This window comes from Streptomyces sp. NPDC000229 (genome assembly GCF_040300825.1).
Taxonomy (GTDB): Bacteria; Actinomycetota; Actinomycetes; order Streptomycetales; family Streptomycetaceae; genus Streptomyces.
The window spans coordinates 71,900-95,340 of record NZ_JBEPEL010000006.1; the positions used below are offsets into that span (position 1 = coordinate 71,900).

Genomic DNA, 23,441 nt, shown 5'->3' on the forward strand with positions numbered 1-23,441 from the left:
TCCTCCGAGCCCATCGTGGCGTTTCGTGTGTGATGGCCTGCGAGAATGATCGGCCTTTTCCATAGTGTGCTCGCTATGACCCGCACACCCCCCGACCCCCGGCGCAGCCGCCCCCGCCGCGAGAGCCGCCGGGGCTACCTGGCGGCGGGGACGGTGTTCGCCATCGGCATGGCGGGTACGACGCTCCCCACCCCGCTCTACGGGCTGTACCGCCAGGAGCTGGGGTTCTTCGAGCTGATGGTGACGGTCGTCTTCGCCAGCTACGCCGTGGGTGTCATCCTCACCCTCCTGCTGGTGGGAAACCACTCCGACCGGGCGGGGCGGCGCCCGGTGCTGCTGTGCGCCCTGGGCTTCGCCGCGGCGAGCGCGGTGTGCTTCCTCCTCGAAGGCGGCCTGCCCGCCCTTTTCGCCGGCCGGGTGCTGTCGGGTTTCTCGGCCGGGCTGCTGAGCGGGGCGGGCACGGTCACCGTGCTGGAGCTGGCGGCGCCGGAGGACAAGTCCCGCGCGGGCTTCGTCGCGACAGCGGCGAACATGGGCGGCCTGGGCTGCGGCCCCCTGCTGTCGGGGCTGCTCGCCGAGTACGCCCCGCTGCCGTTGTCCCTGCCGTTCCTGGCCCACCTCGCGCTGGTGGCCGTCGCCTGCGTCGTCGTCCTGCTGCTGCCGGAGACCGTCCCGTACCCGCGGCCGAAGGCCCGGCCGAGACCTCAGGGACTGTACGTACCCGCACAGGTGCGTGGCGTCTTCGCGCCCTCGTCCCTCGCCGCCTTCGCCGGGTTCTCGCTCCTCGGGCTGTTCACCGCCGTGGCGCCGAGCTTCGTCTCCCACACCCTCGGGATCGGCAACCTGGCCGTCTCGGGGCTCGTGGTCTTCTCGGTCTTCCTCGCCTCGACCGTGGGCCAGTCGCTGACGGGCCGGCTGGCCGTGCGGACCGCTCTGCCGCTCGGCTGCCTGGTGCTGGTGGCCGGGCTCCTCCTCGTCGGCGCGTCCCTCTGGGCCGAGGCGTTGCCGCTGCTGGTGGCCGGCGCGGTCTGCGGCGGGCTGGGCCAGGGCCTCGCCTTCCGTGCCGCGCTGACCGCCGTCGGTGACGCGGCGCCTCCCGCGCACCGGGCGGCCACCGTCTCCTCGTTCTTCGTCGTCGCCTACACGGGGATCTCCCTGCCGGTCGTCGGCGTGGGCGCCCTGACGATGTGGCTGGGCCTGGAGCGCGCCGGGCTGACGTTCACCGCCTGTGTGACCCTCCTCGTCGCCGCCACCGCGCTTCACCTGGTACGGCACCCCGCCGCGGCGCGCGGCCATTAATGCCTCGGATAAGATGATTTCTCAGTGTTTGAGTCCATGAGCCGGCGTTCCGCCCCGGCGGTGAGGTCATCGCGTTGGACACGCACGAGTCGACCAGTGGTGCACCGGATCAGCCCCTGACCGCGGTGGGATACGCCGGAGTGCTCCGCGACCTGCTCCCGATCGCGCTGTGGAGGGCCGACGCGGACGGCCGCCTCGTCGAGTGGTCGCTCGCCGCCCAGGACGTGCTGGGCCACACACCGGAGGAGATCCTCGGCAGGCACGCCAAGCAGGCGCTGGTCCCCGAGACCAACTGGGAGCTGGCCGAGCAGCTCGCCCGGCGGGTCCTCTCGGGCGAGGCCGTGGTCGCCACTCTCCCGGTCAGGCACCGCGACGGGCACTTCGTGCAGATGGAGATGTGGATCTGCCCGGCCGCCGACCGGCAGGGCCGTACGGGCGTCCTGGCCATCGCCGTGCAGACCTCCGCCGTCCTGCACATGCGCGATTCGCTCGCCGCCCTGGAAGGGCTGTTCAGCCAGTCACCCATCGGCCTCGCCCTGCTCGGCCCCGACCTGCGTTTCCTCCGGGTCAATGAGGCGCTCGCCCGGATGAACGGCGTCCCCGCCCACGACCACCTCGGCAAACGCCTCGCCGAAGTCGCCCCCGGGATCAACGCCGCGGCCCTGGAGACGGTGATGCGACAGGTCCTGGAGCACGGCGAGGCGGTGGTCGACGTCCGCCGCACCGGCCGCACCCCGGCCGACCCCGGACAGGAACGGACCTGGTCCTGCTCCTACGCGCCGCTGCTCGACAACGCCGGCCGGCGCCTCGGTCTGGTCGCTTCCCTGATCGACATCACCGACGGGCAGCAGGCGCAGGTGGAGGCCGAGCGGGCGCGCCGGCGTTTCGCCCTGCTCGCCGAGGCCGGCACCCGGATCGGCACCACCCTGGACCTGCGGCAGACCGCCGAAGAGGTGGTGCAGCTGCTCGTGCCCCGGCTGGCCGACTCCGCCGACGTGCACCTGCGCGAAAAGGTCCTCGACCCCGACGAGGCCACCGCGTCGACGCGGGGTGTGGTGCGCCGTGTGGCGATCGCGTTCACCGACCCCTCCGCGCCCGCCGAGGAGCTGGCCGTCGGCCTGACCTACCAGCTCCCGCTCGGCTCGGTGTACGAGCGGGTCATCGCCGACGGGCGCCCCCTCAACCTCTACCAGACCGACATCCCCGCGCTGGTCAGCGATCCGCGCGCCGGGCGACTGCGCACCTACCTCAGCACCCGCCTCGGCTCCGCGCGCCTGGTCCCCCTGGTCGCCCGCGGCAAGGTGCTCGGCGCCGTGGTCGTGACGCGTACGCGCAGCCGTGAACCGTTCGACGAACAGGACTGCGTACTGATCGACGAACTGGTCGCCCGAGCGGCGCTCAACATCGACAACGCGCTCATGTACACCGGGCAGCGAGAGGCCGCCCTCACCCTCCAGCGCAGCCTGACCGACAACGCCCTGCCGGACGTCACCGGCCTGGAACTCACCGGACGCTACCTCCCCACCAGCGACCACCAGGTCGGCGGGGACTGGTTCGACGCCATCGCCCTGCCGCGCGGCAGAACCGGGCTTGTCATCGGGGACGTCATGGGGCACGGGATCCACGCGGCGGCCGTCATGGGGCAACTGCGCACCGCGGTACGCACACTGGCACGCCACGACGTCCCACCGGCCCGGATGCTGGTCTCCCTGGACGCCGCCGTGGCCGACCTCGGCGAGAACGAGATGGCGACCTGCGTCTACGCCATCCACGACCCGGCCACCGGGGACTGTGTGATCGCCCGCGCGGGCCATCCGCCCCCGGCCGTGGCCGACGACCGGGGGACCATCTCCTTCCTCGACGGTCCCCCCGGTACGCCCCTGGGCACGGGTGTACGGGACTTCCGGACCGAGCGCGTGCCGCTGGGCCCCGGCAGTCTGCTCGTGCTCTACACCGACGGCCTCATCGAGGCTCGCGACCGGGACCTCGACCAGGGCATGGAGCAGCTCGCCCGGTCGCTGTTCCACCTCGACCGCCCGCTGGACGAGATCTGCGACCGCATCCTCGGCCGGCTGCTGCCCTCGGCGTCGCAGGACGACGTGGCGGTGCTCCTGGCCAGGGCGCTGCGCCCCACGGATTGGCCGATGAACCGTGCCGACCACCATCACCTGCACATTCCGCAACGTAAGGTGCAAGAGTGGTAGTGATGGACACACCGGTCACGACGTTCAGTGAGGGGCCCGAAGACCCGTTCGCCGTGCGGCGCTCGGCCTCGGCGGTGCTGGACGACCGCGGCACGGTCGTCGGCTGGAGCGAACGGGCCGAGGCGCTGCTCGGGTACGCGGCCGGGGAGGCACTGGGGCGGCAGGCGGCCGCCTTCCTGGTCGACCCCCGGGACGAGGACGTCGTCCTGGACGCCGTCGCCGCCTGCGTGGACGGCCAGGGCTGGTTCGGGGTCGTCCCCGTCCGGCACCGCGACGGCCGGCGGGTCGAGATCGGGTGCCGGGCGCGCTCCATCGTCAGGGACGGCGCCCACCGCGAGTGGTTCCTCGTCGGCGCCCCCGCGGAGGAAGTGATCCAGTGGGAGACGGACCGGTCGGTCCTGGACGGACTGTTCAGCCGCTCACCGATCGGCCTGTCCGTCCACGCCCCCGACCTGACCATCCTCCGGGTGAACCGGGCGATCGCGAAGTTCAGCGGCATGCCGGTCGAGCGGCACCGCGGACTGCGCCTCAGCGACTTCCTGATCCAGCGCGACACCGACACGGGGGAGCGCCAACTGCGGGAGGTGCTGGACACCGGCCGGTCCTCGATCTTCACCGAGCAGCCCTGCGTACTGCGGCGGGACCCCGAACGCGAGCTGGTCGTCTCGGTGTCGGCGTTCCGGCTCCAGGACCCCTCCGGGCGGATCCTCGGGGTGACGCAGACCGTCGAGGACGTGACGGACCGCTTCCGCGCCCGCCGTCGGCTCGCCCTGCTCAACGAGGCCAGCGCCCGTATCGGCACCACGCTGGACGTCACCGAGACGGCGCGGGAACTCGCCGAGGTGGCCGTCCCCGGCCTCGCCGACCGGGTGTCCGTGGACCTGCTGGAACCGGTGACCCGAGGCGAGGAGCCCCTCCAGGACATGGCCGGACCCCTGCGCCGGGCGGCGGTCCGCACCGTCCCGCCCGACGCGGCCGAGCTGATGCACCCGGTGGGTCGCACGATGGACGTCCCACCGGGCACGGTCCAGGCCCGCTGCCTCGCCGAGCGCAAACCGATCCTCGACACCGGGCAGCAGGACCCTGCCGCGTGGTTGTCCATGGAACCGGAGCCGGCCCGGCACGCCCTCGGCCCGGGCGTCCACTCGCTGCTGGTCGTGCCGCTGGTCGCCCGGGGCCTCGTACTCGGCCTGCTCAGCCTGTGGCGGTCCCGGCGACTCGAACCGTTCGAGGAGGACGACGTCACCCTCGCCGAGGAGTTCGCCTCCCGCGCCGCCGTCTGCATCGACAACGCACGCCGCTACACCCAGCAGCACGAAGCGGCGCTCACCCTTCAGCACAGCCTCCTCCCGCACGTGGTGCCCCGGCACCCGGCGGTCGACGTCGCCCACCTCTACCTGCCGGCCGACGCCACGGCCGGCGTGGGCGGCGACTGGTTCGACGTCATCCCGCTCTCCGGCCTCCGCGTCGCCCTGGTCGTCGGCGACGTGGTGGGCCACGGCATCCACGCCGCGGCCACCATGGGCCGACTGCGTACCGCCGTCCACACCCTCGCCAACCTCGACCTCACCCCCGACGAGGTGCTCTCCCACCTCGACGACCTGGTGGACCGCCTGGCCGCCGAACAGGAGCCGAGCGACGACCTCTCCCGCCAGGTCGTCGGCGCCACCTGCCTGTACGCGGTGTACGACCCGGTGTCCCGCCACTGCGCCTTCGCCCGCGCCGGTCACCCGCCACCCGTGGTCCTCGCCCCCGACGGACGGGCGGGCCTCCTCGACCTCCCCGCCGGTCCGCCCCTGGGGCTGGGCGGCCTGCCGTACGAGTCCGTCGAACTGCACCTCGCCGAAGGCAGCCTCCTCGCCCTCTACACCGACGGCCTCGTCCAGGCCGGCGACCGGGGCGCCGACGAGCGGGACGTCGACGAGCGCGTGGCCGATCTGTGCGTGGCGCTGACCGGCCCGGCCGGCACGCTCGAGGAGACCTGCGGGGCGGTGCGCGACGCGCTGCTGTACGACCACCCCACCGACGACGTCGCCCTGCTCGTCGCCCGTACCCGCGTCCTGGCGGAGGAGAAGGTGGCCACCTGGGAACTGCCCGTGGAGGCGACCGCCGCCGCCCGCGCCCGGACCCTGGCGGCGTCCCGGCTGGCCGAGTGGGGGCTGGAGGACATGCTCTTCACCACCGAACTGGTCGTCAGCGAGCTGGTCACCAATGCCTTCCGGTACGGCGGCGGGCCGATCACCCTGCGGCTCATCCGGGACCGCCACCTCATCTGCGAGGTGTCGGACACCAGCAACACCTCGCCACACCTCCGCCGCGCCCGCAGCACCGACGAGGGCGGCCGCGGGCTCTTCCTGGTGGCCCAGCTGACCGAGCGGTGGGGGACCCGCTACACCCGCGAGGGCAAGACCATCTGGACCGAACAGGCGCTGCCCGTCATCACGCCAGCGCCGTAGCCGCCCCCCTGAGCACCAGTCCGCACCCCAGCGCCAGGACGACCGCGGCCGTGCCGAGCGGCGCCATCCGGTGCGCCAGCGACACGACCCGGCCCCGCGGCCGCCGCACCAGCCTCCGCCTCGTCGTCTCCCGCAACCGCACCACGGCGAACCCGGCCGCCGCGAGGGTGAGCGCCACTCCGGCTCCGTACGCCAGGACCAGCAGGAACCCGAACCACGCCTGACCGAGGGCGGCCGCCCCGATCAGCACGACGACGGCGGACGGACTCGGCACCAGCCCCCCGGCCAGGCCCATGAGCACCACACCGCGCAGGCCGGGAGCGGGAGGCAGGTGGGAGTGGGCATGTCCGTGATGGTGGTGCGCATGTCCGTGGTCGTGGTCGTGGTCGTGGTCGTGGCCGGGCGAGTGCCCGTGCCCGTGGCCGTGGCTGTGCCCGTGGTCGTGTCCGTGCCCGTGGGCGTGATGGCGTCGGCGCCATGCCCTGCGGAGCAGCAGCCCGCCCGCCACCGCCACCAGGGTGCCGCTCGCGATGCCCAGCCAGGACACCACCGAGGGTGCCGCCGCCGACCCCGCGGTGATCAGGGCCCCCAGGGCGAAGACGCCCAGGGTGTGGGTGAGGGTCACCGAGGCCCCGAGCGTCAGCATGTCGCGAAGGGAACTGCGCCCTCCCGCCGCCGCGGCGGCGGCCATCATGGTCTTGCCGTGGCCCGGGGCCAGCGCGTGCAGGGAGCCCAGCAGCAGGGACGCGCCGAGCGCCAGCACCGCGAAGCCCGCGGTGAGTTCGTGCCGGGCCACCAGGCCGGTCAGCGCCTCCGCCCAGCGGTCCGCGCCCCTCGGCAGTACGCCCGACGCCGGGGAGCCCTCCGTGGCCCTCTCCGGCCCGGCCAGTGCCGGCCCGCCGGAACGCACGACGAAGGCGGCCGTCCGGGAGTCGGGCGGTGAGGAGAGCAGATCGTCGGGGTAGGAGGTGAGCCGCCGGGACACCGAGTCGCCGGGCACGTCCGCCTCGGAGAGCGTCATCCGGTCGCCCCGCGCGGTGATCTCCCGCCACCCCGGCCCGGCCGCCACGGCCGCCGGTCGGTAGCCGAGGCGTACGCCCTCCTCACTCGGCAGCGGCACCGTCAGCGCGCACGTCACACGCAGGGTCTCCAACCCCGCCTGACCCGGCCGCACTTCGGCCTTCGCGCTCCCCGCCGTCATCCCACCCGCGCTCCCGCCGCCGACCACGAGCCGGGCGTCCTTCGCCGCCGTGTCACACCGCGCCCGGGCCCACGCCGACAGCTCACCCGGCGCCAGCCGGTCGTCCCCGTCCGCGTCGATACGCCCGCGTTCCTGGGAGGCCGGGATCTCCGCCAGATCCTCCACATGGTCCACCGTCAGTTTCCCCGGAGAGACGACGAGACCGTCGTACTGGCTGACGGTGAAATTGCCCAAGGGGTGCGCGTGCGCCGCCTGCGCGGGGAGCAGCGCGAGGGCCGCTCCCGTCACCAGCGCGGCGAGAGCCCCCGCGGCCGTGCGGCGGCTCATGACGCCCCCAGCCGTCCGGACAGGGCGGCCTTCGCCTCACGGGCACCGGTGGCCGAGAAGCCGGGGTTCAGATCGAGCGCGGCCCGCAGATCGCGGCGAGCGGCGGCATCGTCGCCGAGGGCGTGCTCGATCATGCCGCGGTGGAAGAGGAACGAGGCGTTGCGACAGCCGGGGGAGAAGGCCGCGGCCTTCTTCGCGTACGTCAGCGCCTCCGCGTGCCTGCCGTTCTTGTGCAGCGCCCAGGCGAGGGCGTCCGCGGTGTGGACGCTGTGGCGCCGGGTCCATTCGGCACGCGCCGCCGTCAACGCCCCGGCCGCGTCACCGTGGTCGGCTTCGATCAGGGCGGACTCCAGGTCGGTGGCGACGCCGTTCGCCCGGGCCAGCCGGGTCCACGTCCGGACGAGTGCGTACTGCTCCCTCGCCCGGTCGCGCCGGCCGAGCGCCTCGTACAACTCACCGAGTGTGGCGAGCCGGCCCGGCGACGGATGGCGCCGTACCACCTCTTCGAGATCACTCACCGCGCGTTTCATGTCGCCCGCAGCGGCGTACGCACGTCCTCGCCCCTCCAGGGCCGGCACATGACCGGGCTCCGCACGCAGCGCGGTCGCGAAATGTGCCAGGGACTGGCTGAACCTGCCTTGGTTCCATTCCAGTTGGCCCAGTGTGGTGGCGACGTACGCCACATCGGCGGTGGTGAACGCGGAGTCCTGGGCCCGCAGCAGCACCCGGCGCGCGCCGCGGACGTCACCGCGCAGCTCCAGGACGTACGCGTACCGCGTGAAGACCGGGATGCCGGGGCGTCGGCGGTCGGCGAGCCGCACCGCGCTCAGGGCCTCGTCGTAGCGGCCGAGTTCGACGAGGGCGTCGACCCGGGTGGACAGGGCACGCTCGCTGTACGGGTTCACCCGCAGGGCCCGGTCCGCCCGGCTGAGCGCCGCGTCGAAGTCGTGGCGTGCCGCCGCCAGCGCGGCCTGCCCGGCGAGAGCCGCGTCGTTCCCGTCGGCGGGGCGCAGCTCCAGCGAACGCCCGAACGCCTTCTCCGCCTGGGGGTAGCGGGCCGGATCGCCGCTGGTCCGGGCCTGTTCGACGTACGCCGCGCCCAGCGTCGCCCACCCGGTGGCGTCGCGGGGCTGGTCCTTGAGGTGCTGCTGCAGGGTCGCGATGCCCTGTGCCAGGTCGCCGGCCGCCAGACGCTCCACGGGCACGACCGCCGCGAGCGCGGGCGCCGTCTGCCGTGGGGCGGTGCCGCCGTCGGCGCCGGACGCCACCGAGCCGGCGGTGAGCCCGAGGGCCACCGCCACGACCACCGCGATCCGCCACCGCCCCGGCCGCCCGTCCCATCGGGCGAACTGCGGCTTCCTTGCGAGCATCCGTTGTGCCTTCCTGGGTCTTCTGGATGGGGTGGCCCGGCAGCGCCGTGGGGGGAAGGAACGCTGCCGGGCCGTCATGGGGGGGCCGTCGGTGTCAGCCGAGCCAGGAGCCGCGTTCGGCCTGACGGCGGGAGCGTGACCACATCGCCCTGCCGACGCCGACGAGCAGGACGCACACGGCACCCGACGCGGCCGAGACGAGCATCACCGTGTTGTCGTCCCACGACGAGGTGAGCGAGGAGACCCCACCCGTCAGCCCCGTGGCGTCCGCCTTGGTGGCCGCCTCCGCCGCCTTGGTGTCGGAACCGGCCGTGGGCAGCGCGACGTACGGGAAGGTGCGGCCGAACTCCTTGTCGTTGGCATCGACGGCGTCACCCAAGTCGTTCTTCGCGCCGACGAGTTCGCCCTCGACGACCTGGAGCGCGATGTCCAGCACGTCGTCCGTCAGCCGCCGCCCGTTGGGGAAGCCCGCGTTGTCGCCGTCCAGCACCCCCAGCCGCTTGGGCTCGGCCACCGGCTTGATGGAGGTGTTGAGGCGCAGCATCTCCGAGGGCTTGCCGCCCGGCTGCTCGTTGAGGTCCTTGACCCCGGTCAGGAACACCGAGACGAGGTCGTTGCGCGGCTCCGCCGGGGCCTTGATCTTGTAGATGCCCTCGATGAGCTTCGGCAGCTCGGGTTCGGTGACGTTCTTCAGGAAGTCCCCGTCGTTCTCGGGCGAGGAGGCGTTGAACTTGTCCTTGTCCTTCACCGGGTTGACGACCTCGTTGACCAGCGGCATGCCGAGCCGTGACACACGCGTCCAGTCGCCCTCGGCGTTCTGGCGCTCGGTCGTCGCGTAGACACCGACGACCGGCTGCTTCTCGGACTCCCGGAGGTACGAACTCGGCACCTGGAGGGCGATGGTGTTGACGTTGTAGCCCTTGAGCGTGTCGTTCCCGACCTCCGACAGATCACCGCCGTACAGGAGGTCGAAGACCCGCAGGTCGAGGAAGAACGGGTCGTCGGCCTGGCCGGCGAACGCCTTGAGCCCGCCGGGGACCTTCCGCACCGCCTGGTCGCGCAGCTTCTGGTAGTCGGGCATCGACGCCTTGCCGACGTTCGACGGTGCGACCGGCAGGTCCTTCGCCAACTCGTGGTGCGAGGCGACCTTCCCGTGCTCGAGGCGCAGCAGCTCGATGTCGTACGTCTGCGTGAAGTTGAGGTCCGGGTCGTCCAGGCTCTCCACGGCACCGGTGTTGTAGAGGAAGGTGTTCTCGTTCTTGCGGTGGTCGGCGAAGGTGAACCGGTACACCAGGTCGTCCTGGGCGTCCCCGTCGCTGTCGATATGGATGTCGTAGCGGGCGTCGGTGGCGAACGTGTAGAAGTTGGGGCCGCCCGCCGGCTCCTGGAACGGCAGCCAGTTGGCCACCAGGGTCGTCGTGTCGGGATGGTCGGGGCTGACGAAGGCGTACACATCAGTGGTGTCGAACTGTGGCTGCCCGGATATCAGGGGGGCCTCCCGGTGGCTGGAGGCATTCGCCGTCTCCGGCTGGAGCACACCCGCGCCGGCGGCCGCCAGCCCCCCGGCGGCCAGCGCACCGCAGGCGAGCAGGGCGACGCTCCTGCCCCGCCACGTGCGTCCGCTTCCGGTGGTTGAGGTTACGGTCATCTCGTCCGTCCTTCATCAGTCTCGCGTCCGTTCCGGCTTGCTTGCTGGACCAGTACGTGCGCAGCGGCCGTTGTGTTCGGCGTGGGCGTCATCGGGGCCGGGCCGGCGGATCCTGGAACCGGGCAGCGACGGCCTGGACCTCGATGTCGTAGTGCCCTGTCGGCCCGCCGCCCGGGTGGAGTTGCGGGATCCGGTACGTCCGCCTCGGAGCCTCGCGCCCTTCCAGGCCGGCGTCGTCCTGTGAGCCGTCGACGTCCTGGTACGGCGGCCGGACCGGCTGTCGGGAGGGGGCGGAACCGCCGGGCGCGAGGTTGCCGTTGGCCAGCATCGAGGACATCACGAGCAGACCGCCGACCGCGCCGACCCCGCACACTCCCGCCAGGCGTCCCCGCCTGACGACGAGGCGTGGCCGCCTGCCGCTCCGGGGATCCCGCCACGAGGAGGCGGTGGGCGGTGGCGCCTGAGGAGCTTCTTCATCCGGCCACGGCGTCGTTGCGCCCGGGCCTGCGTATTCGGTGCTCCCACCCGTGCCGGTGCTCGGCCCCGCGCCCGGGCTGGGACCCCTGTCCGGGCCGGGACCCGTGGCGGTGGCCGGGCCCGTGGCGGTATGTCGTCCGGTGGGAGTGTCCTGCCACGGGGCGGGGTCCCGCCACGGGGTGGTACGCGGCGGCTCGGGCGGCGGGGCGACGTCCGGGTGCGTTGTGTCGCGCGCCCACAACGGCTCCACCGTTACGTGCGGTGGGTGGCCGGTGAGCGGGCCGGTGCCGCGGAGTTCGGCGCGTGCGGCGTCCAGGTCGGCCAGCACCCGCTGGAACGACTCCATGATCGACCGAGCGGAGCCGGGTTCCGCACCCGGAGGTCGCAGGGGTTCGCTGTCGTCAGCGTCATCAACGTGCACGGCGGTGCTCCTCGGCGGGGTACATGCCTTCCGTGCGATCCGGGGTGACCGGGACCGCGGTGTTGCATTCGTCGTCAGGCAATACGCAGCGCGAGCGAGCTTGTCTCATTCCACCGTTCAGCAGGGGTCGGCCGTGCGCTCCAGGCCCAGGTGGGGGAGGTGGTGGCCGAGGCGCTCCCGCTTGGTCCACTGGTAGAAGAGGTTCTCTTCGCGCGGCGGTATCAGCAGTGGCACCTGGTCGCTGATGGTGATGCCGTGTCGCCGCAAGGCGTCATGCTTGCGCGGGTTGTTGGACAGCAGCCGTACGGAGCGCACCCCGAGGTCGCGCAGGATCCCCGCCGCAGCCCCGTAGTCGCGGGCGTCGTCCGGGAAGCCCAGCGCGAGATTCGCCTCGACCGTGTCCAGGCCCTCCGACTGGAGTTGCATCGCGCGCAGCTTCGCCAGCAGACCGATGCCGCGGCCCTCGTGGCCCAGGAGGTAGACGAGAACGCCCCGGCCCTCGGTCGCGATGGCGTGCAGCGCTGCCGAGAGCTGCTCTCCGCACTCGCAGTGCCGGGACCGGAAGGCATCCCCGGTGAGGCATTCGGAATGGAGGCGGGTGAGGACGTCGTCGCCCTCGATATCACCGTGGACCAACGCTATTTGTTCCTGGCCCCGGTCGTGGTCCAGATAGCCGGCGGCACGGAAATCGCCGAACTCGGTGGACAACTGCACATTCACCACATGCTCGACGCCCGTTCGGCGAGTGGTGTCACGGAGCACGTCATCGGTATCTATCATGGCCCGATCGTATCGGGTAACCTCCCGCAGTGGGCGGGAAACTGACGACTGAAAAGGGGCGGGGACGATGAACATGCCGCAACCGCGGATGCCGGCATTGGGTATGCTGCCGCTGGAGACGACAACAGGGGATGTGGGGGACGGTCGCGCCGATGTCGCGGTCCTTCCCATAGGGAGTTTCGAGCAGCATGGCCCGTTTCTGCCCTTGATGACCGACACCGTCATAGCCTGCGCGATCGCGCGTGAGATCGCCGCCGTGCACCCCGTGCACCTGCTCCCACCAGTGACGATCTCCTGCTCGCAGGAGCACGCCGACTGGCCGGGCACCGTCAGTATTTCCGCCGTGACCCTTTATGCCGTCGTACGGGACATCGCCGAGTCGCTCCGCCGGTCCGGCATCGAAAACCTTGTCCTGATCAATGGGCACGGCGGAAACTATGTGCTGCGCAATGTGGTGCAGGAGTCCGCCGGTACCGGCACGCGAATGGCTCTGTTTCCCGGCCCTGCCGATTGGGACGCGGCCAGGGAAAGGGCCGGAGTGCTGACACCGCCGCACAGCGATATGCATGCGGGGGAGGTGGAGACATCCATTCTGCTGCATGACCACCCGGAACTGGTCCGGCCCGGTTATGCGACCTCGGACTGGGTCGCCGACGACCGGAAGCATTTGCTCTCCCTCGGTATGCGCGCCTATACGCAATCCGGCGTGATCGGACGCCCCTCCAGGGCGTCCGCCGAGAAGGGGAGGGAATTGCTGGCCGCTCTGGTCGATTCCTTCGGTGAGTACCTCTCACTTCTGGCTCCCGCCACCCGGCAGGGCGTACGGTGACCCGCGTCCACTCCGTCGACGCGGTCGGAGCCTGGGAGCGGCTGCGCCGCATCCGGTCACTGGCGGACGCCGAAGCCGCCGGTCTGGTACGCGGTACGGACGGCCGGATGCGGTGGCGGGACGGCTCCCCCGAGGCGGACGACCTGGCCGACCGCTACCTGCCGCTGTGCCTGGCCGGCCCGCACGTCACCTTCGCGCAACTGGGCCAGAGCCTGGACGGGTTCATCGCCAGCCGTACCGGCGACGCCGACTACGTCACCGGAGAGGAGGACCGCGAGCATCTGCACCGGCTGCGTGCCCTCGCCGACGCGGTGGTCGTCGGGGCCGGCACCGCTGTCGCGGACGACCCCCGGCTCACCGTGCGCGCCTGTCCCGGGGACCACCCGGTGCGCGTCGTCCTCGATCCGCACGGCCGCGTACCACTGCGGCACCAGGTGTTCACCGACAGTCAGGCGCCCACCCTGTGGGTCGTGGCCGCCGCCGACGAGCACGGGGCGCCCGCCCGCCGGCCGGACGGCGTCGACGTACTGACCCTGCCCGACCGCGCGGCGTTCGCCCCGCGCAACCTGGTGCGGGAGCTCGCACGCCGCGGCCTGGGCCGCGTACTGGTCGAGGGCGGCGGCGTCACCGTGTCGCGCTTCCTCCAGGAGGGCGCCCTGCACCGGCTGTACGTCACCGTGGCGCCGGTCCTGCTCGGCGACGGCGTCCCCGGACTCGCCTTCCCCGGCCCGGACCTGATGCGCGACGCGCTCCGCCCACCGACGCGGCGCACCGTCCTCGGCGAGGACACCCTCTTCGAACTCGACCTGCGCACGCCGCCGCATCCCGGCGAACCACTGGACCAGGAGCACACCGGCACCGGGCAGGCTCGCGACGAGGCACAGTAGCCCGTACACCACGGACACCGTCAGTCCCTGGGCCGCACCGAGCCCCGCCGCACCGAAGGACCAGGCGGTGACACCCTCCCGAGGCCCCCACCCGCCGACGTTCAGCGGCAGGGCCATCGCCAGCAGCGCCAGCACCATCAGCGGCAGCAACTCGCCCGCCGGCGCCGTCGAACCGGCGGCGCGGGCGGCGAGGAGGAACGTGGCGAGATATCCCGCGAGCACCGCCACGGACGACACCAGCACGCCGGCCACTGCTCCGGCCGTGCCCGCCGGGGCCAACGGCCCGAGGCGCGCCCCGGCGGGCACGGCCCCGACCGGCCCGGTGGGCTTGCGGCGGCGGAGTCTCACGGCCGCCGCGGCCAGCGCGCACACGACCACGGCGGAGCCCGCAAGCAGCCCCGTGGCGGCCTCGTCCACCTCGGCCGCGACCGGCGAGCGGTGCGTGAACAGCAGCACCACACCGACCCCGGCCAGGACCACCTGCCCCGCCACCCGTTCCAGGACCACCGCCCGTACGCCCAGGCCGACATCACCGGAGCTCCGCCCGTGCCGCACCGCGCGGTGCACGTCGCCGACGACCCCGCCGGGCAGCGCCGCGTTCAGGAACAGGGACCGGTAGTAGGCGGCGACGGCACGGTCCAGCGGCAGCCGGACGCCCAGAGCACGCGCCACCAGGCACCAACGCCACGCGCTCAGCACCGTGGTGAACACACCCAGGCCCAGGGCGGCCACGAGGGTGGAGCCGTGGACGCCCCGCAGCCCGTCCAGGACAGCGCCGCCACCGTGACACCACACCACCGCCCCGAGGACGGCCGCCCCCGCCACCATGCCGAGGCGGCCCCGCACCGCGCGAGCGATCACGCGGCGCCACCCGCGCCACCCGCGTGCGCCGGCAGGGCCAGGACGTCGCTGTGGTGCACCACCACCCGCAACGCACCCGCCTCGCAGGCCTCCAGCCGCCGCCTCAGGTACGCGGTGGCACGCGGCGCGAGATCCGGCCGCTGCTCGCGGGCCGCACCGACCCAGCCCCGCAGCCACTCGGCCGTCAGCGCGGACTCGGCGGGCCCCAGGCGCCACGGGCTGGAGCGCACCAGCACCCTCATGCCATGGCGTGCGAAGATCTCCCGGGCCGCCCCGACAGCGTCGGGCCCCAGGAGCCGGCGGCCCTGGTCGAGGCGGCGCTGGTGGTCGTTGAACGCACCGCCGATCGCACCGTCCAGCGGATCGGACGGGGCCAGTTCGACCCGCCCCACCACGGACAGCGCCAGCAGCGCCGGGCACCCGGCCCCCGCGCAGGCCGCGGCCAGCCGGTCCACCTCCTCACGCGTGAGCACGTCCAACAGCGCCGACGCCGTCACCAGAGCGGTGCCGGACAGCTCGGCCGCGGTGAGCCGCCCGATGTCCCCCTGCCTGGTCGCGACCGTGACCCGGCCGCCGTCACCACCCGTGCGCGGCAGCCGCTCGGCGGCCAGGTGCAGCAGACCGGCGTCGTGGTCGTGCAGCACCCAGTGCTGCGGACCGCCCAGCTGCGGGGCGAGCCACCGCCCCATGGAACCCGTCCCACAGCCCAGGTCCCGGATCACCGGCACGGCCGCCTGCCGTGACCGGCCCTCCTCCAGGTACTGCCGCAGCGGGTCCAGGAGTTCACGCGCCCGGGCAGCCGCGTCAGCGGCCTCCCGCAGCGCCAGCCACTCCGGGGCGTAACGAGGTCTCTCGGTCACACTCACACGGCCTCCCGCGGTTCCTGCCGGAGCTGCTCCAGTGCCCTGGCCAGGCTCCGGGTGGTCGTCTCCCAGCCGGCCAGCGCGGTACGCCGCCGTCGTGCGGCGACCTTCGCGCGATGGCGTTCGCCGGGCTCGCTCAGCCACCGCCGCAGGGCCCCGGCGAGCGCCGCCGGATCGCCCGGCGGCACGAGGGCACCCGGCACGCTGCCGTCCGGCGCGCGCCCCACCGCCTCCGGCAGCCCGCCGACGGCTGTCGCCAGTACGGGAACCCCGCGCGCCAGCGCCTCCGTCACGGCCATGCCGTACGTCTCGGCGTGCGAGGCGAGCACCAGCAGGTCGGCGCCGGCGTAACTGGCGTTGAGCTCCGGTCCGCCGCGGGGACCCGCGAGGTGCACGCGGTCGTCGAGACCGCACTGCTCGATCAGCTTCCGCAGCCGGTCGACGTACTCGGGGGCCTGGCCCAGCCCGCCCACGAAGACGCAGCTCCACGGCAGGTCGGTGACCGTCGCCAGCGCCTCCACCAGCTCGTACTGCCCCTTGCGCGGGGTCACCGAAGCCACGCACAGCAGCCGCGGGTCGCCGCCGGTGCCCCGGGAGACGTCCCGCGAGGTGCCGGAGGCGGTCGCGCTGCCCGGCGCCAGCGGCCCGATGTCGGCCCCCGGCGCGGCGACATGGACCCGGCCGGGGTCGAGCCCGTGGTGGTCCACGAGCCTGCCCGCCGCCCACCCGCTGGTGGCGACGACCGCCGACACCGCGCGCAGCGTCCGGCGCTCGGCGGCGTCCAGCACCGCGGCCGTCTCCGGGACGAGCCCCGTCTCGTCACCGAGCGGCAGGTGCACCAGCACCGCCAGACGCAGCCGGCCGGCCTCGGGGACGACCACCTCGGGTACGGCGCAGGCGACGAGCCCGTCGAGGAGGACCAGGCTGCCGTCCGCCGACTCCTCGAGCAGCCGGCCCAGACCGGCGCGCTCGGCCGCGGAGGGCCGTGGCCAGGAGCCTTCGACCGGGTGCTCGTGGACCTGCCAGCCGACGGCGGGCAGGTCCCGGCACACCCTGCGGTCGTAGACATTGCCACCGCTCGGCGCAGCCGGGTCGTCGACGCCACCGGGCATCACCACCCGCACCGAGCGCTCCGGCGAAGCGGCCTGGCCGGCCGCGTGGTCGCTCACAGAGCCCGCTCGTAAGTCGCCCACGCGATGTGCGACTCGTGCAGGGTGACCGTGATGCCGGTCAGTCCCCGCGCGCCCTCGCCCAGTGCCCCGGCGTGCACCCGGTCGGCCAGGCGGTCGGCCACCACCTTCGCCAGGAACTCGGTCGACGTGTTGACGCCCTTGAACTCGGCCACCTCGTCGAGGTTGCGGTAGTTGAACTCGGCCACGACAGCGCCCAGTTCCTTCGTGGCGAGACCGATGTCGACGACGATGTTGTCGGCGTCGAGCTCGGCACGGCGGAAGGTGGCGTCCACGAGGAACGTCGCCCCGTGCAGACGCTGCGCGGGCCCGAACACCTCCCCGCGGAAGCTGTGGGCGATCATGAGGTGCTCGCGGACTGTGACACTGAACAACGGCTGTGACCTCCCGGTCCGTTGATGCGGCCGATCTACGGCCCCTGTTGTACTACGGTCCGCAAACGCCGTTTGTTCAGCCGGGCATCGGGCCGTCGTCCGCCGCGTCGTACCGCACGCGGTGGCACAGTCCGGGCACGTCGCCGGCCGCGATCCCGCGCAGCACCGACGGCAGTTCCCCGAAGGCGCACTCACCGGTGACCAGCGCGTCGAACACCGGGTCGGAGAGCAGGTCGAGCGAGAGCGCCAGCCGGTCGGCGAAGGTCCGGCGGGAGCGCCGCGCCTCGGACACCCGGCCCACCTGGCTGCCGCGTACGACCAGCCGGCCGGAGTGGAACGCCTCGCCCAGCGGCAGGCTGACGCGCCGGTCCCCGTACCAGCTCAGTTCCAGCACCGTCCCTTCCGGAGCGAGGAGTTCCAGGGAGCGGACGAGCCCCGCTTCCGTGGCGCTCGCGTGGACGGCGAGGTCGCAGCCGGCCAGGGCGTCCTCGGGGAGCGCGAAGTCCACGCCGAGAAGGGCGGCGACGGCGGCGCGGGCCGGATCGGCGTCGACCAACTGGACGCGTACCCCGGGGAAGCGGGCGAGCAGCGCGGCGACCGAGCAGCCGATCATCCCTGCCCCGACGACCGCGATCCGGTCGCCGACCAGCGGCGCCGCGTCCCACAGGGCGTTCACCGCCGTCTCCACCGTCCCGGCCAGCACCGCCCGCGCGGCGGGCACCGAGTCCGGCACGGGGGTCACGGCGCGGGCCGGAACGACGTACCGGGTCTGGTGCGGGTACAGGCAGAAGACGGTCCTGCCGACCAGGTCCCCCGGCCCCTCCTCCACCAGACCGACATTGAGGTACCCGTATTTGACCGGTCCGGGGAAGTCGCCTTCCTGGAACGGCGCCCGCATCGCCGTGTGCTGGCTCTCCGGTACGCCGCCGCGGAAGACGAGGCCCTCCGTGCCGCGGCTCACGCCGGAGAACAGGGTGCGTACGACGACGTCGTCGGCGGTCGGTTCCGGCAGGGCCGTCTCGCGTATCTCGCCGTGTCCGGGGGAGTGGAGCCAGAAGGCGCGCGCGGTGCGCTTCATTGCGGTTCTCCTGTTGAACGCTGGGCTGTTCGTGCACGTTGTGAGGGTGATGAGGCCGCGCAGGGTAGGTGGCGGCCATTGACTTTGTCACAGGTCCGGAGGATGACCCGTGTCCGTGAGCGACATATCCGAAGCATGTCCGTTGCGTCATGAACCGGTCCTGGGGGCGGTCGCACAGTTCGGTCTGCTGCACTTGCTGGGAACGGCGGTGGGGCTGGGGCCCGTGGGGCGGCTGGCGGGTCTGGTCTTCACGGCCGCCACCTGGGCGGTGCTCACCTGGGCCCTGTACCGGACGTGGCCCGGGCACAGGCCCTTCGGCCCGGCCAATGCCGTGACCCTGGCCCGGCTCACGCTCGTCGGGGGCGTCACGGCGCTGGTCGCGGAGCTCTTCGTGAGCCGGCCACCGGTCGTGGTCCTGGTCGCGCTCACCTCGCTGGCGCTGGTGCTGGACGCGGTCGACGGCCAGGTGGCCCGCCGCACCGGGACGGCGTCGGCGTTCGGGGCGCGGTTCGACATGGAGGTCGACGCCTTCCTCATCCTGGTGCTGAGCATCGCCGTGGCCCTGTCCATGGGTGCGTGGGTGCTGGCGATCGGCGCCATGCGGTACGTCTTCGTCGCCGCCGCCCGCGTCCTGCCGTGGCTGAACGGGCCGCTGCCGCCGAGCACGGCCCGCAAGACGGTGGCCGCGGTGCAGGGCGTCGTCCTCCTCGTGGCCGCCGCCGGGGTACTCCCGCAGTCGGCGGCGTACGCGGCGGTCGTGACGGCCCTGGCGCTGCTTCTCTGGTCGTTCGCCCGTGACATCCGCCGGCTCTGGCGCGTCCGGGTCCCGCGCGGCGGCGCCGCGGTGGCCCGCGAAGTCGCGCGCGAGAGCGTCTGATGCCGATGCCGTTCCGCGGCCTCCTCACCGCGGGCCGTAGGCGGTGAGGAAACGGTCGCGGAAGGCGTCCATCCGCCAGACCGGGGCGTCGGGGCCGGGCTTCACCCCGTTCTGCCAGCCCCAGCCCGATATCCGCTCCATCACCGCGGGGTCGCGGGCGACGATCGTCACCGGTACGTCCCGGCCGAGCCGGTTCCGCGTGACGGTCGGGACGGGCTGGTGGTCGCCGAGGAAGACGACCACGGTGTCGTCGTCGCCGTACGTCTCCACGTACGAGAAGAGGCTGTTCAGCGAGTACTCGATCGCCCGCCGGTACTCGGTGCGCACCTGGGCGGGGTCCTTCCACACTTCCTTGGGATCCTTGCCCGCCCTCTTGACGGACTCGTAGACCGATCCGTCACCGAGCTGGTTCCAGCCGAGCATGGTCGGCACGGGCGCCCAGGGGTTGTGGCTGGAGGTGAGGATGATCTCCGCCATCAGGGGGCCGTGGCCCGCCCTGCCGTGCTCCAGGCGCTCGAAGGCGGCCAGGCTGAACTGGTCGGGAACGGGCGTCCAGCTGAACTTCGGGCCCTTGTAACCGAGGTTCCTGGAGTCGTACACGTGGTCCAGGCCGTAGAACCGCCCCTCGGGCCAGGCCCTGGTGACGCCCGGCATGATGCCGACCGTCCGCCAGCCGCCCGCCCGCCGGAAGGCGCTGGTGAGCGTCAGGCGGTCGCCGGAGGTGAGGTCGCGGTAGCGCTGCTGGTTGTCGATCCACAGCCCCGAGGCGAAGGTGGAGTGGGCCAGCCAGCTGCCGCCGCCCGTCGTGGGGGAGGTGAGGAAGGCGCTCCGGGAGGAGAACCCGGCGGCGCCCAGCCGGCGCGACCCGTCCGCGAGTACCGCGCCGACCTGCGACGCCATCTCCGGGTCCTGGACCGCGCTGCGGCCGTAGCTCTCGATGAAGACGAACAGCACGTCCTTGCCGCGCAGCCCGGTCAGCAGCCGGTCGCCCGGCATGTCGCGGAAGGCGTCGACCGCGGCCTCCTTGGCGAACGCCTCCCTGTCCGCCATACCGGCACGCACCTGCTCCACCCGGCCGTGCACGGCGTCGGCCGTCGTGCGGGAGGCGACCGCCGCCCCCGAGACCTGCACGCCGAGCGCCGCGCAGACCACCCAGACGGTCCCGGTGACCAGTGCGGCGGGAGTCGCCACGGCACTGTGCCGGGCCACGACGTGGCTCAGCCGGACGACCGCCAGTGCCATCAGGGCGAGCAGGACGACGACGAGGACCCCGGCCCCGATCACGGCACCGGTCGCTCCGGCCGGGCCGATGGAGTCGCGGAGGAACGCCTCGGCGTCATCGAACAGGATCCAGTCGAGCACGGGGTCGAAGGGCCTGGCGAGCACGGAGTGGAAGCCCATGTCGAGGAGGTTCAGCAGTGTCACCAGTCCCAGGGCCACCCCGGCGAGCGCCGCGACGATCCGCCTGGCCCTCGGCCGCAGCACCAGCAGCAGCGCCGCGCCGCCTATCGCCTCCACCGGTATGCGCGCGAACGCGCCGGGCGTGAGGCGCTCCAGCCGGTCCGGCAGCAGCAGCGCCGCCGTCACCAGCACGGCGGCGAGTCCCGTACCCACCCGGGACACCAGGACCCGCGCCACCGCTCCGGCCGGCCGGTGGCCCTGCCACGGGATTGCTGCGTCGGTACGCGGCAGCTGACGAGACAACTCGATCGACACCCGGAGGTCCTTCCGTACGAAACCCGGTGGTACGGCGGACCCGGCCCATGAGCGGGGCCGCCGTGGAAGGTACGGTTCGCCGGCCGAAGTCGTTCAAGGGCGGGCACCGGCGGCGGGCGGCGGCCCGGGACGCGGCCGCCGCCGGGTGAGCCGCGTCTCACCGGGGCAGCCGCGCTTGTCTATGCAACGAGTTGCATAAGAGGATCGGAGCATGGCGCTCGAACACGCGATCCTCGTGTCCCTGCTGGAGCAGCCGGGCTCCGGCTATGAGCTGGCCCGGCGGTTCGAGCGGTCCATCGGCTACTTCTGGACCGCCACCCACCAGCAGATCTACCGCGTGCTCAAGCGCATGGAGAGCGACTGCTGGATCGACGTCCGGGAGGTGCCGCAGCAGGGCCGCCCGGACAAGAGGGAGTACTCCGTCGCCGCCCTCGGGCGGACCGCACTCTCCGCGTGGCTGCACGAACCGATCGAACCCGAGAGCGTCCGGCACGACCTCGCCGTGAAGATCCGTGGCGCGGCCTTCGACGACCCCGCCGCGCTGATCCGCGAGGTGGAGCGGTACCACGAGGCGCACACCGACCGGCTCGCGCGCTATCTCGCGGGGGAGCGCCGCGACTTCACGGGCCCAAAGGCCCCGCGCGCCTCCGGGCCGCCCGACGCGGGGCGGGAGCTCCAGCACGTCGTGCTGCGCGGCGGCATCGCGTACGAGCGGATGCAGCTCGCATGGCTCGAGGACGTACTCGCCACCCTCCGCCGGCTCGTTCCCGCTCGCTGAACCGCCGGCCACCCCTCATCACCCTCACCACCCACCTCCCGGAAGGCGGACACCCATGGCCGACCCGCTGCTGTTCAACCCGCGCACCTACGACCCGGCGCACTTCGACCCGGAGACCCGCAGGCTGCTGCGCGCCACCGTCGACTGGTTCGAGGAGCGCGGCAAGCGCAAGCTGATCGAGGACTACCGCTCCCGCGCCTGGCTCGCGGACTTCCTCGCCTTCTCCGCCAAGGAAGGGCTCTTCGCCACCTTCCTCACCCCCGCGTCCGCCGCCGAGGGACAGCCCGGCGATCAGGGCGACAAGCGGTGGGACACCGCACGCATCGCCGCCCTCAACGAGATCTTCGGCTTCTACGGGCTCGACTACTGGTACGCCTGGCAGGTCACCGTCCTCGGCCTCGGCCCGGTCTGGCAGAGCGACAACGCCACCGCCCGCGCCCGCGCCGCCGAACTCCTCGCCCAGGGCGAGGTGTTCGCCTTCGGCCTGTCCGAGAAGGCCCACGGCGCCGACATCTACTCCACCGACATGCTGCTGGAGCCCGACGGCCAGGGCGGCTTCCGCGCGACCGGCTCCAAGTACTACATCGGCAACGGCAACGCCGCCGGACTCGTCTCCGTCTTCGGCCGCCGCACCGACGTCGAGGGCCCGGACGGGTACGTCTTCTTCGCCGCCGACAGCCGCCACCCGGCGTACCACCTCGTCAAGAACGTCGTCGACTCCTCCAAGTACGTCAGCGAGTTCCGCCTGGAGGACTACCCGGTAGCTCCGGAGGACGTGCTGCACACCGGCCGCGCCGCCTTCGACGCCGCCCTGAACACCGTCAACGTCGGCAAGTTCAACCTGTGCACCGCCTCCATCGGCATCTGCGAGCACGCGATGTACGAGGCCGTCACCCACGCGCGGGGCCGCATCCTCTACGGCCGCCCCGTCACCGCCTTCCCGCACGTGCGCCGGGAGCTGACCGACGCCTACGTCCGTCTCGTCGGGATGAAGCTGTTCAGCGACCGCGCCGTCGACTACTTCCGCTCCGCCGGCCCCGACGACCGCCGCTACCTCCTCTTCAACCCGATGACCAAGATGAAGGTGACCACGGAGGGCGAGAAGGTCATCGACCTGATGTGGGACGTCATCGCGGCCAAGGGCTTCGAGAAGGACAACTACTTCGCCCAGGCGGCGATCGAGATCCGCGGTCTGCCCAAGCTGGAGGGCACGGTCCACGTCAACCTCGCGCTGATCCTCAAGTTCATGCGCAACCACCTGCTGAACCCCGCCGAGTACGAGCCCGTCCCCACGCGCCTCGACGCGGCCGACGACACGTTCCTCTTCCAGCAGGGACCGGCCCGGGGCCTGGGCTCCGTACGCTTCCACGACTGGCGCCCCGCCTTCGACGCGTACGCCCACCTGGCCAACGTCGCCCGGTTCCGGGAGCAGGCCGACGCCCTTTGCGAGTTCGTCACCACCGCCGCGCCCGACGAGGAGCAGAGCCGCGACCTCGACCTCCTCCTCGCCGTCGGCCAGCTGTTCGCCCTCGTCGTCCACGGCCAGCTGATCCTGGAGCAGGCGCGTCTGACCGGCCTCGACGAGGACGTCCTGGACGAGCTGTTCGCCGTCCTCGTACGCGACTTCTCCGCCCACGCCGTCGAACTGCACGGCAAGGACTCCGCCACCGAGCAGCAGCAGCTCTGGTCGCTGGGCGCGGTCCGCCGCCCGGTCGTCGACGAGGCCCGCTCGGCCCGCGTGTGGGAGCGGGTCGAGGCGCTGTCCGGCACGTACGAGATGGCGCCGTAACCGAAGCCCGCACCCC

General features: G+C 72.8%; 18 protein-coding genes and 1 pseudogene. 8 read left to right on the top strand and 11 right to left on the bottom strand.

What is annotated here, in order from left to right:
- Positions 1-75: 75 nt before the first annotated feature.
- From ABT360_RS05705 to ABT360_RS05715, 3 genes are all read left to right on the top strand, one after another.
- Positions 76-1,299 carry an MFS transporter gene (locus ABT360_RS05705; RefSeq protein ID WP_351811195.1) on the top strand — a complete coding sequence of 408 codons (1,224 nt, stop codon included), beginning with the start codon at positions 76-78 and terminating at the stop codon, positions 1,297-1,299.
- A gap of 74 nt (positions 1,300-1,373) precedes the next feature.
- Positions 1,374-3,503, top strand: coding sequence for a SpoIIE family protein phosphatase (locus ABT360_RS05710; RefSeq protein WP_351811197.1), 2,130 nt, complete (start codon positions 1,374-1,376; stop codon positions 3,501-3,503).
- A gap of 2 nt (positions 3,504-3,505) precedes the next feature.
- On the top strand, positions 3,506-5,959 hold the full coding sequence (locus ABT360_RS05715; RefSeq protein ID WP_351811200.1) for a SpoIIE family protein phosphatase: 2,454 nt from the start codon (positions 3,506-3,508) through the stop codon (positions 5,957-5,959).
- On the opposite strand, the gene ABT360_RS05720 is transcribed toward ABT360_RS05715, so the two are convergent.
- The 5 genes from ABT360_RS05720 to ribA all read right to left on the bottom strand — a co-directional run bounded on the left by ABT360_RS05720 (position 5,943) and on the right by ribA (position 12,183).
- Positions 5,943-7,487 (bottom strand): urease accessory protein UreH domain-containing protein, encoded by a 1,545-nt coding sequence (locus ABT360_RS05720; protein WP_351811203.1) that lies wholly within the window; start codon positions 7,485-7,487, stop codon positions 5,943-5,945. The genes ABT360_RS05715 and ABT360_RS05720 overlap by 17 nt on opposite strands.
- Positions 7,484-8,857, bottom strand: a complete 1,374-nt coding sequence (locus tag ABT360_RS05725; protein ID WP_351811205.1) for a tetratricopeptide repeat protein — start codon at positions 8,855-8,857, stop codon at positions 7,484-7,486. The genes ABT360_RS05720 and ABT360_RS05725 overlap by 4 nt, the downstream gene beginning before the upstream one ends.
- 94 nt (positions 8,858-8,951) lie before the next feature.
- On the bottom strand, positions 8,952-10,505 hold the full coding sequence (locus ABT360_RS05730; RefSeq protein ID WP_351811208.1) for a DUF4331 domain-containing protein: 1,554 nt from the start codon (positions 10,503-10,505) through the stop codon (positions 8,952-8,954).
- 88 nt (positions 10,506-10,593) lie between these two features.
- Complete coding sequence (locus ABT360_RS05735; RefSeq protein WP_351811211.1) at positions 10,594-10,842, bottom strand: hypothetical protein; 249 nt, start codon at positions 10,840-10,842, stop codon at positions 10,594-10,596.
- 678 nt (positions 10,843-11,520) lie between these two features.
- Complete coding sequence (gene ribA / locus ABT360_RS05740) at positions 11,521-12,183, bottom strand: GTP cyclohydrolase II (RefSeq protein ID WP_351811214.1); 663 nt, start codon at positions 12,181-12,183, stop codon at positions 11,521-11,523.
- Positions 12,184-12,286: 103 nt separating this feature from the next.
- Between ribA and ABT360_RS05745 the strand changes: the two genes are divergently transcribed.
- Both ABT360_RS05745 and ABT360_RS05750 read left to right on the top strand, forming a co-directional pair.
- Entirely contained in the window at positions 12,287-13,012 is a 726-nt protein-coding gene (locus ABT360_RS05745; RefSeq protein WP_351811434.1) for a creatininase family protein, read from the top strand.
- A 107-nt stretch (positions 13,013-13,119) separates the two neighbouring features.
- Positions 13,120-13,899, top strand: coding sequence for a RibD family protein (locus ABT360_RS05750; RefSeq protein ID WP_351811438.1), 780 nt, complete (start codon positions 13,120-13,122; stop codon positions 13,897-13,899).
- A 36-nt stretch (positions 13,900-13,935) separates the two neighbouring features.
- Here the strand turns inward: ABT360_RS05750 and ABT360_RS05755 are convergent.
- The 5 genes and pseudogenes from ABT360_RS05755 to ABT360_RS05775 all read right to left on the bottom strand — a co-directional run.
- A pseudogene (locus ABT360_RS05755) lies at positions 13,936-14,727 on the bottom strand (lysylphosphatidylglycerol synthase transmembrane domain-containing protein); the annotation flags it as partial.
- Between the two features lie 29 nt (positions 14,728-14,756).
- Positions 14,757-15,626 (bottom strand): class I SAM-dependent methyltransferase, encoded by an 870-nt coding sequence (locus ABT360_RS05760; RefSeq protein ID WP_351811217.1) that lies wholly within the window; start codon positions 15,624-15,626, stop codon positions 14,757-14,759.
- Positions 15,623-16,735, bottom strand: a complete 1,113-nt coding sequence (locus ABT360_RS05765; protein WP_351811441.1) for a glycosyltransferase family 4 protein — start codon at positions 16,733-16,735, stop codon at positions 15,623-15,625. The genes ABT360_RS05760 and ABT360_RS05765 overlap by 4 nt, the downstream gene beginning before the upstream one ends.
- A gap of 53 nt (positions 16,736-16,788) precedes the next feature.
- Positions 16,789-17,187 (bottom strand): 6-pyruvoyl trahydropterin synthase family protein, encoded by a 399-nt coding sequence (locus ABT360_RS05770; RefSeq protein ID WP_351811220.1) that lies wholly within the window; start codon positions 17,185-17,187, stop codon positions 16,789-16,791.
- Positions 17,188-17,263: 76 nt separating this feature from the next.
- On the bottom strand, positions 17,264-18,265 hold the full coding sequence (locus tag ABT360_RS05775; protein ID WP_351811223.1) for a zinc-dependent alcohol dehydrogenase: 1,002 nt from the start codon (positions 18,263-18,265) through the stop codon (positions 17,264-17,266).
- A 109-nt stretch (positions 18,266-18,374) separates the two neighbouring features.
- Here ABT360_RS05775 and ABT360_RS05780 point away from each other — a divergent pair, with 109 nt between their 5' ends.
- A complete protein-coding gene (locus tag ABT360_RS05780) occupies positions 18,375-19,142 on the top strand; it encodes a CDP-alcohol phosphatidyltransferase family protein (protein ID WP_444852181.1) in 768 nt (255 codons plus the stop codon).
- 24 nt (positions 19,143-19,166) lie between these two features.
- Here ABT360_RS05780 and ABT360_RS05785 read toward each other — a convergent pair whose 3' ends face one another.
- The gene (locus tag ABT360_RS05785; protein ID WP_444852182.1) at positions 19,167-20,858 is read right to left on the bottom strand and encodes a sulfatase; all 1,692 of its coding nucleotides are present in this window, start codon (positions 20,856-20,858) and stop codon (positions 19,167-19,169) included.
- Between the two features lie 211 nt (positions 20,859-21,069).
- On the opposite strand from ABT360_RS05785, the gene ABT360_RS05790 reads away from it, so the two are divergent.
- Together ABT360_RS05790 and ABT360_RS05795 are read left to right on the top strand one after the other, a co-directional pair.
- Positions 21,070-21,636, top strand: a complete 567-nt coding sequence (locus ABT360_RS05790) for a PadR family transcriptional regulator (protein ID WP_351811226.1) — start codon at positions 21,070-21,072, stop codon at positions 21,634-21,636.
- 55 nt (positions 21,637-21,691) lie between these two features.
- Positions 21,692-23,425 carry an acyl-CoA dehydrogenase family protein gene (locus tag ABT360_RS05795; RefSeq protein ID WP_351811229.1) on the top strand — a complete coding sequence of 578 codons (1,734 nt, stop codon included), beginning with the start codon at positions 21,692-21,694 and terminating at the stop codon, positions 23,423-23,425.
- Positions 23,426-23,441: the final 16 nt, after the last annotated feature.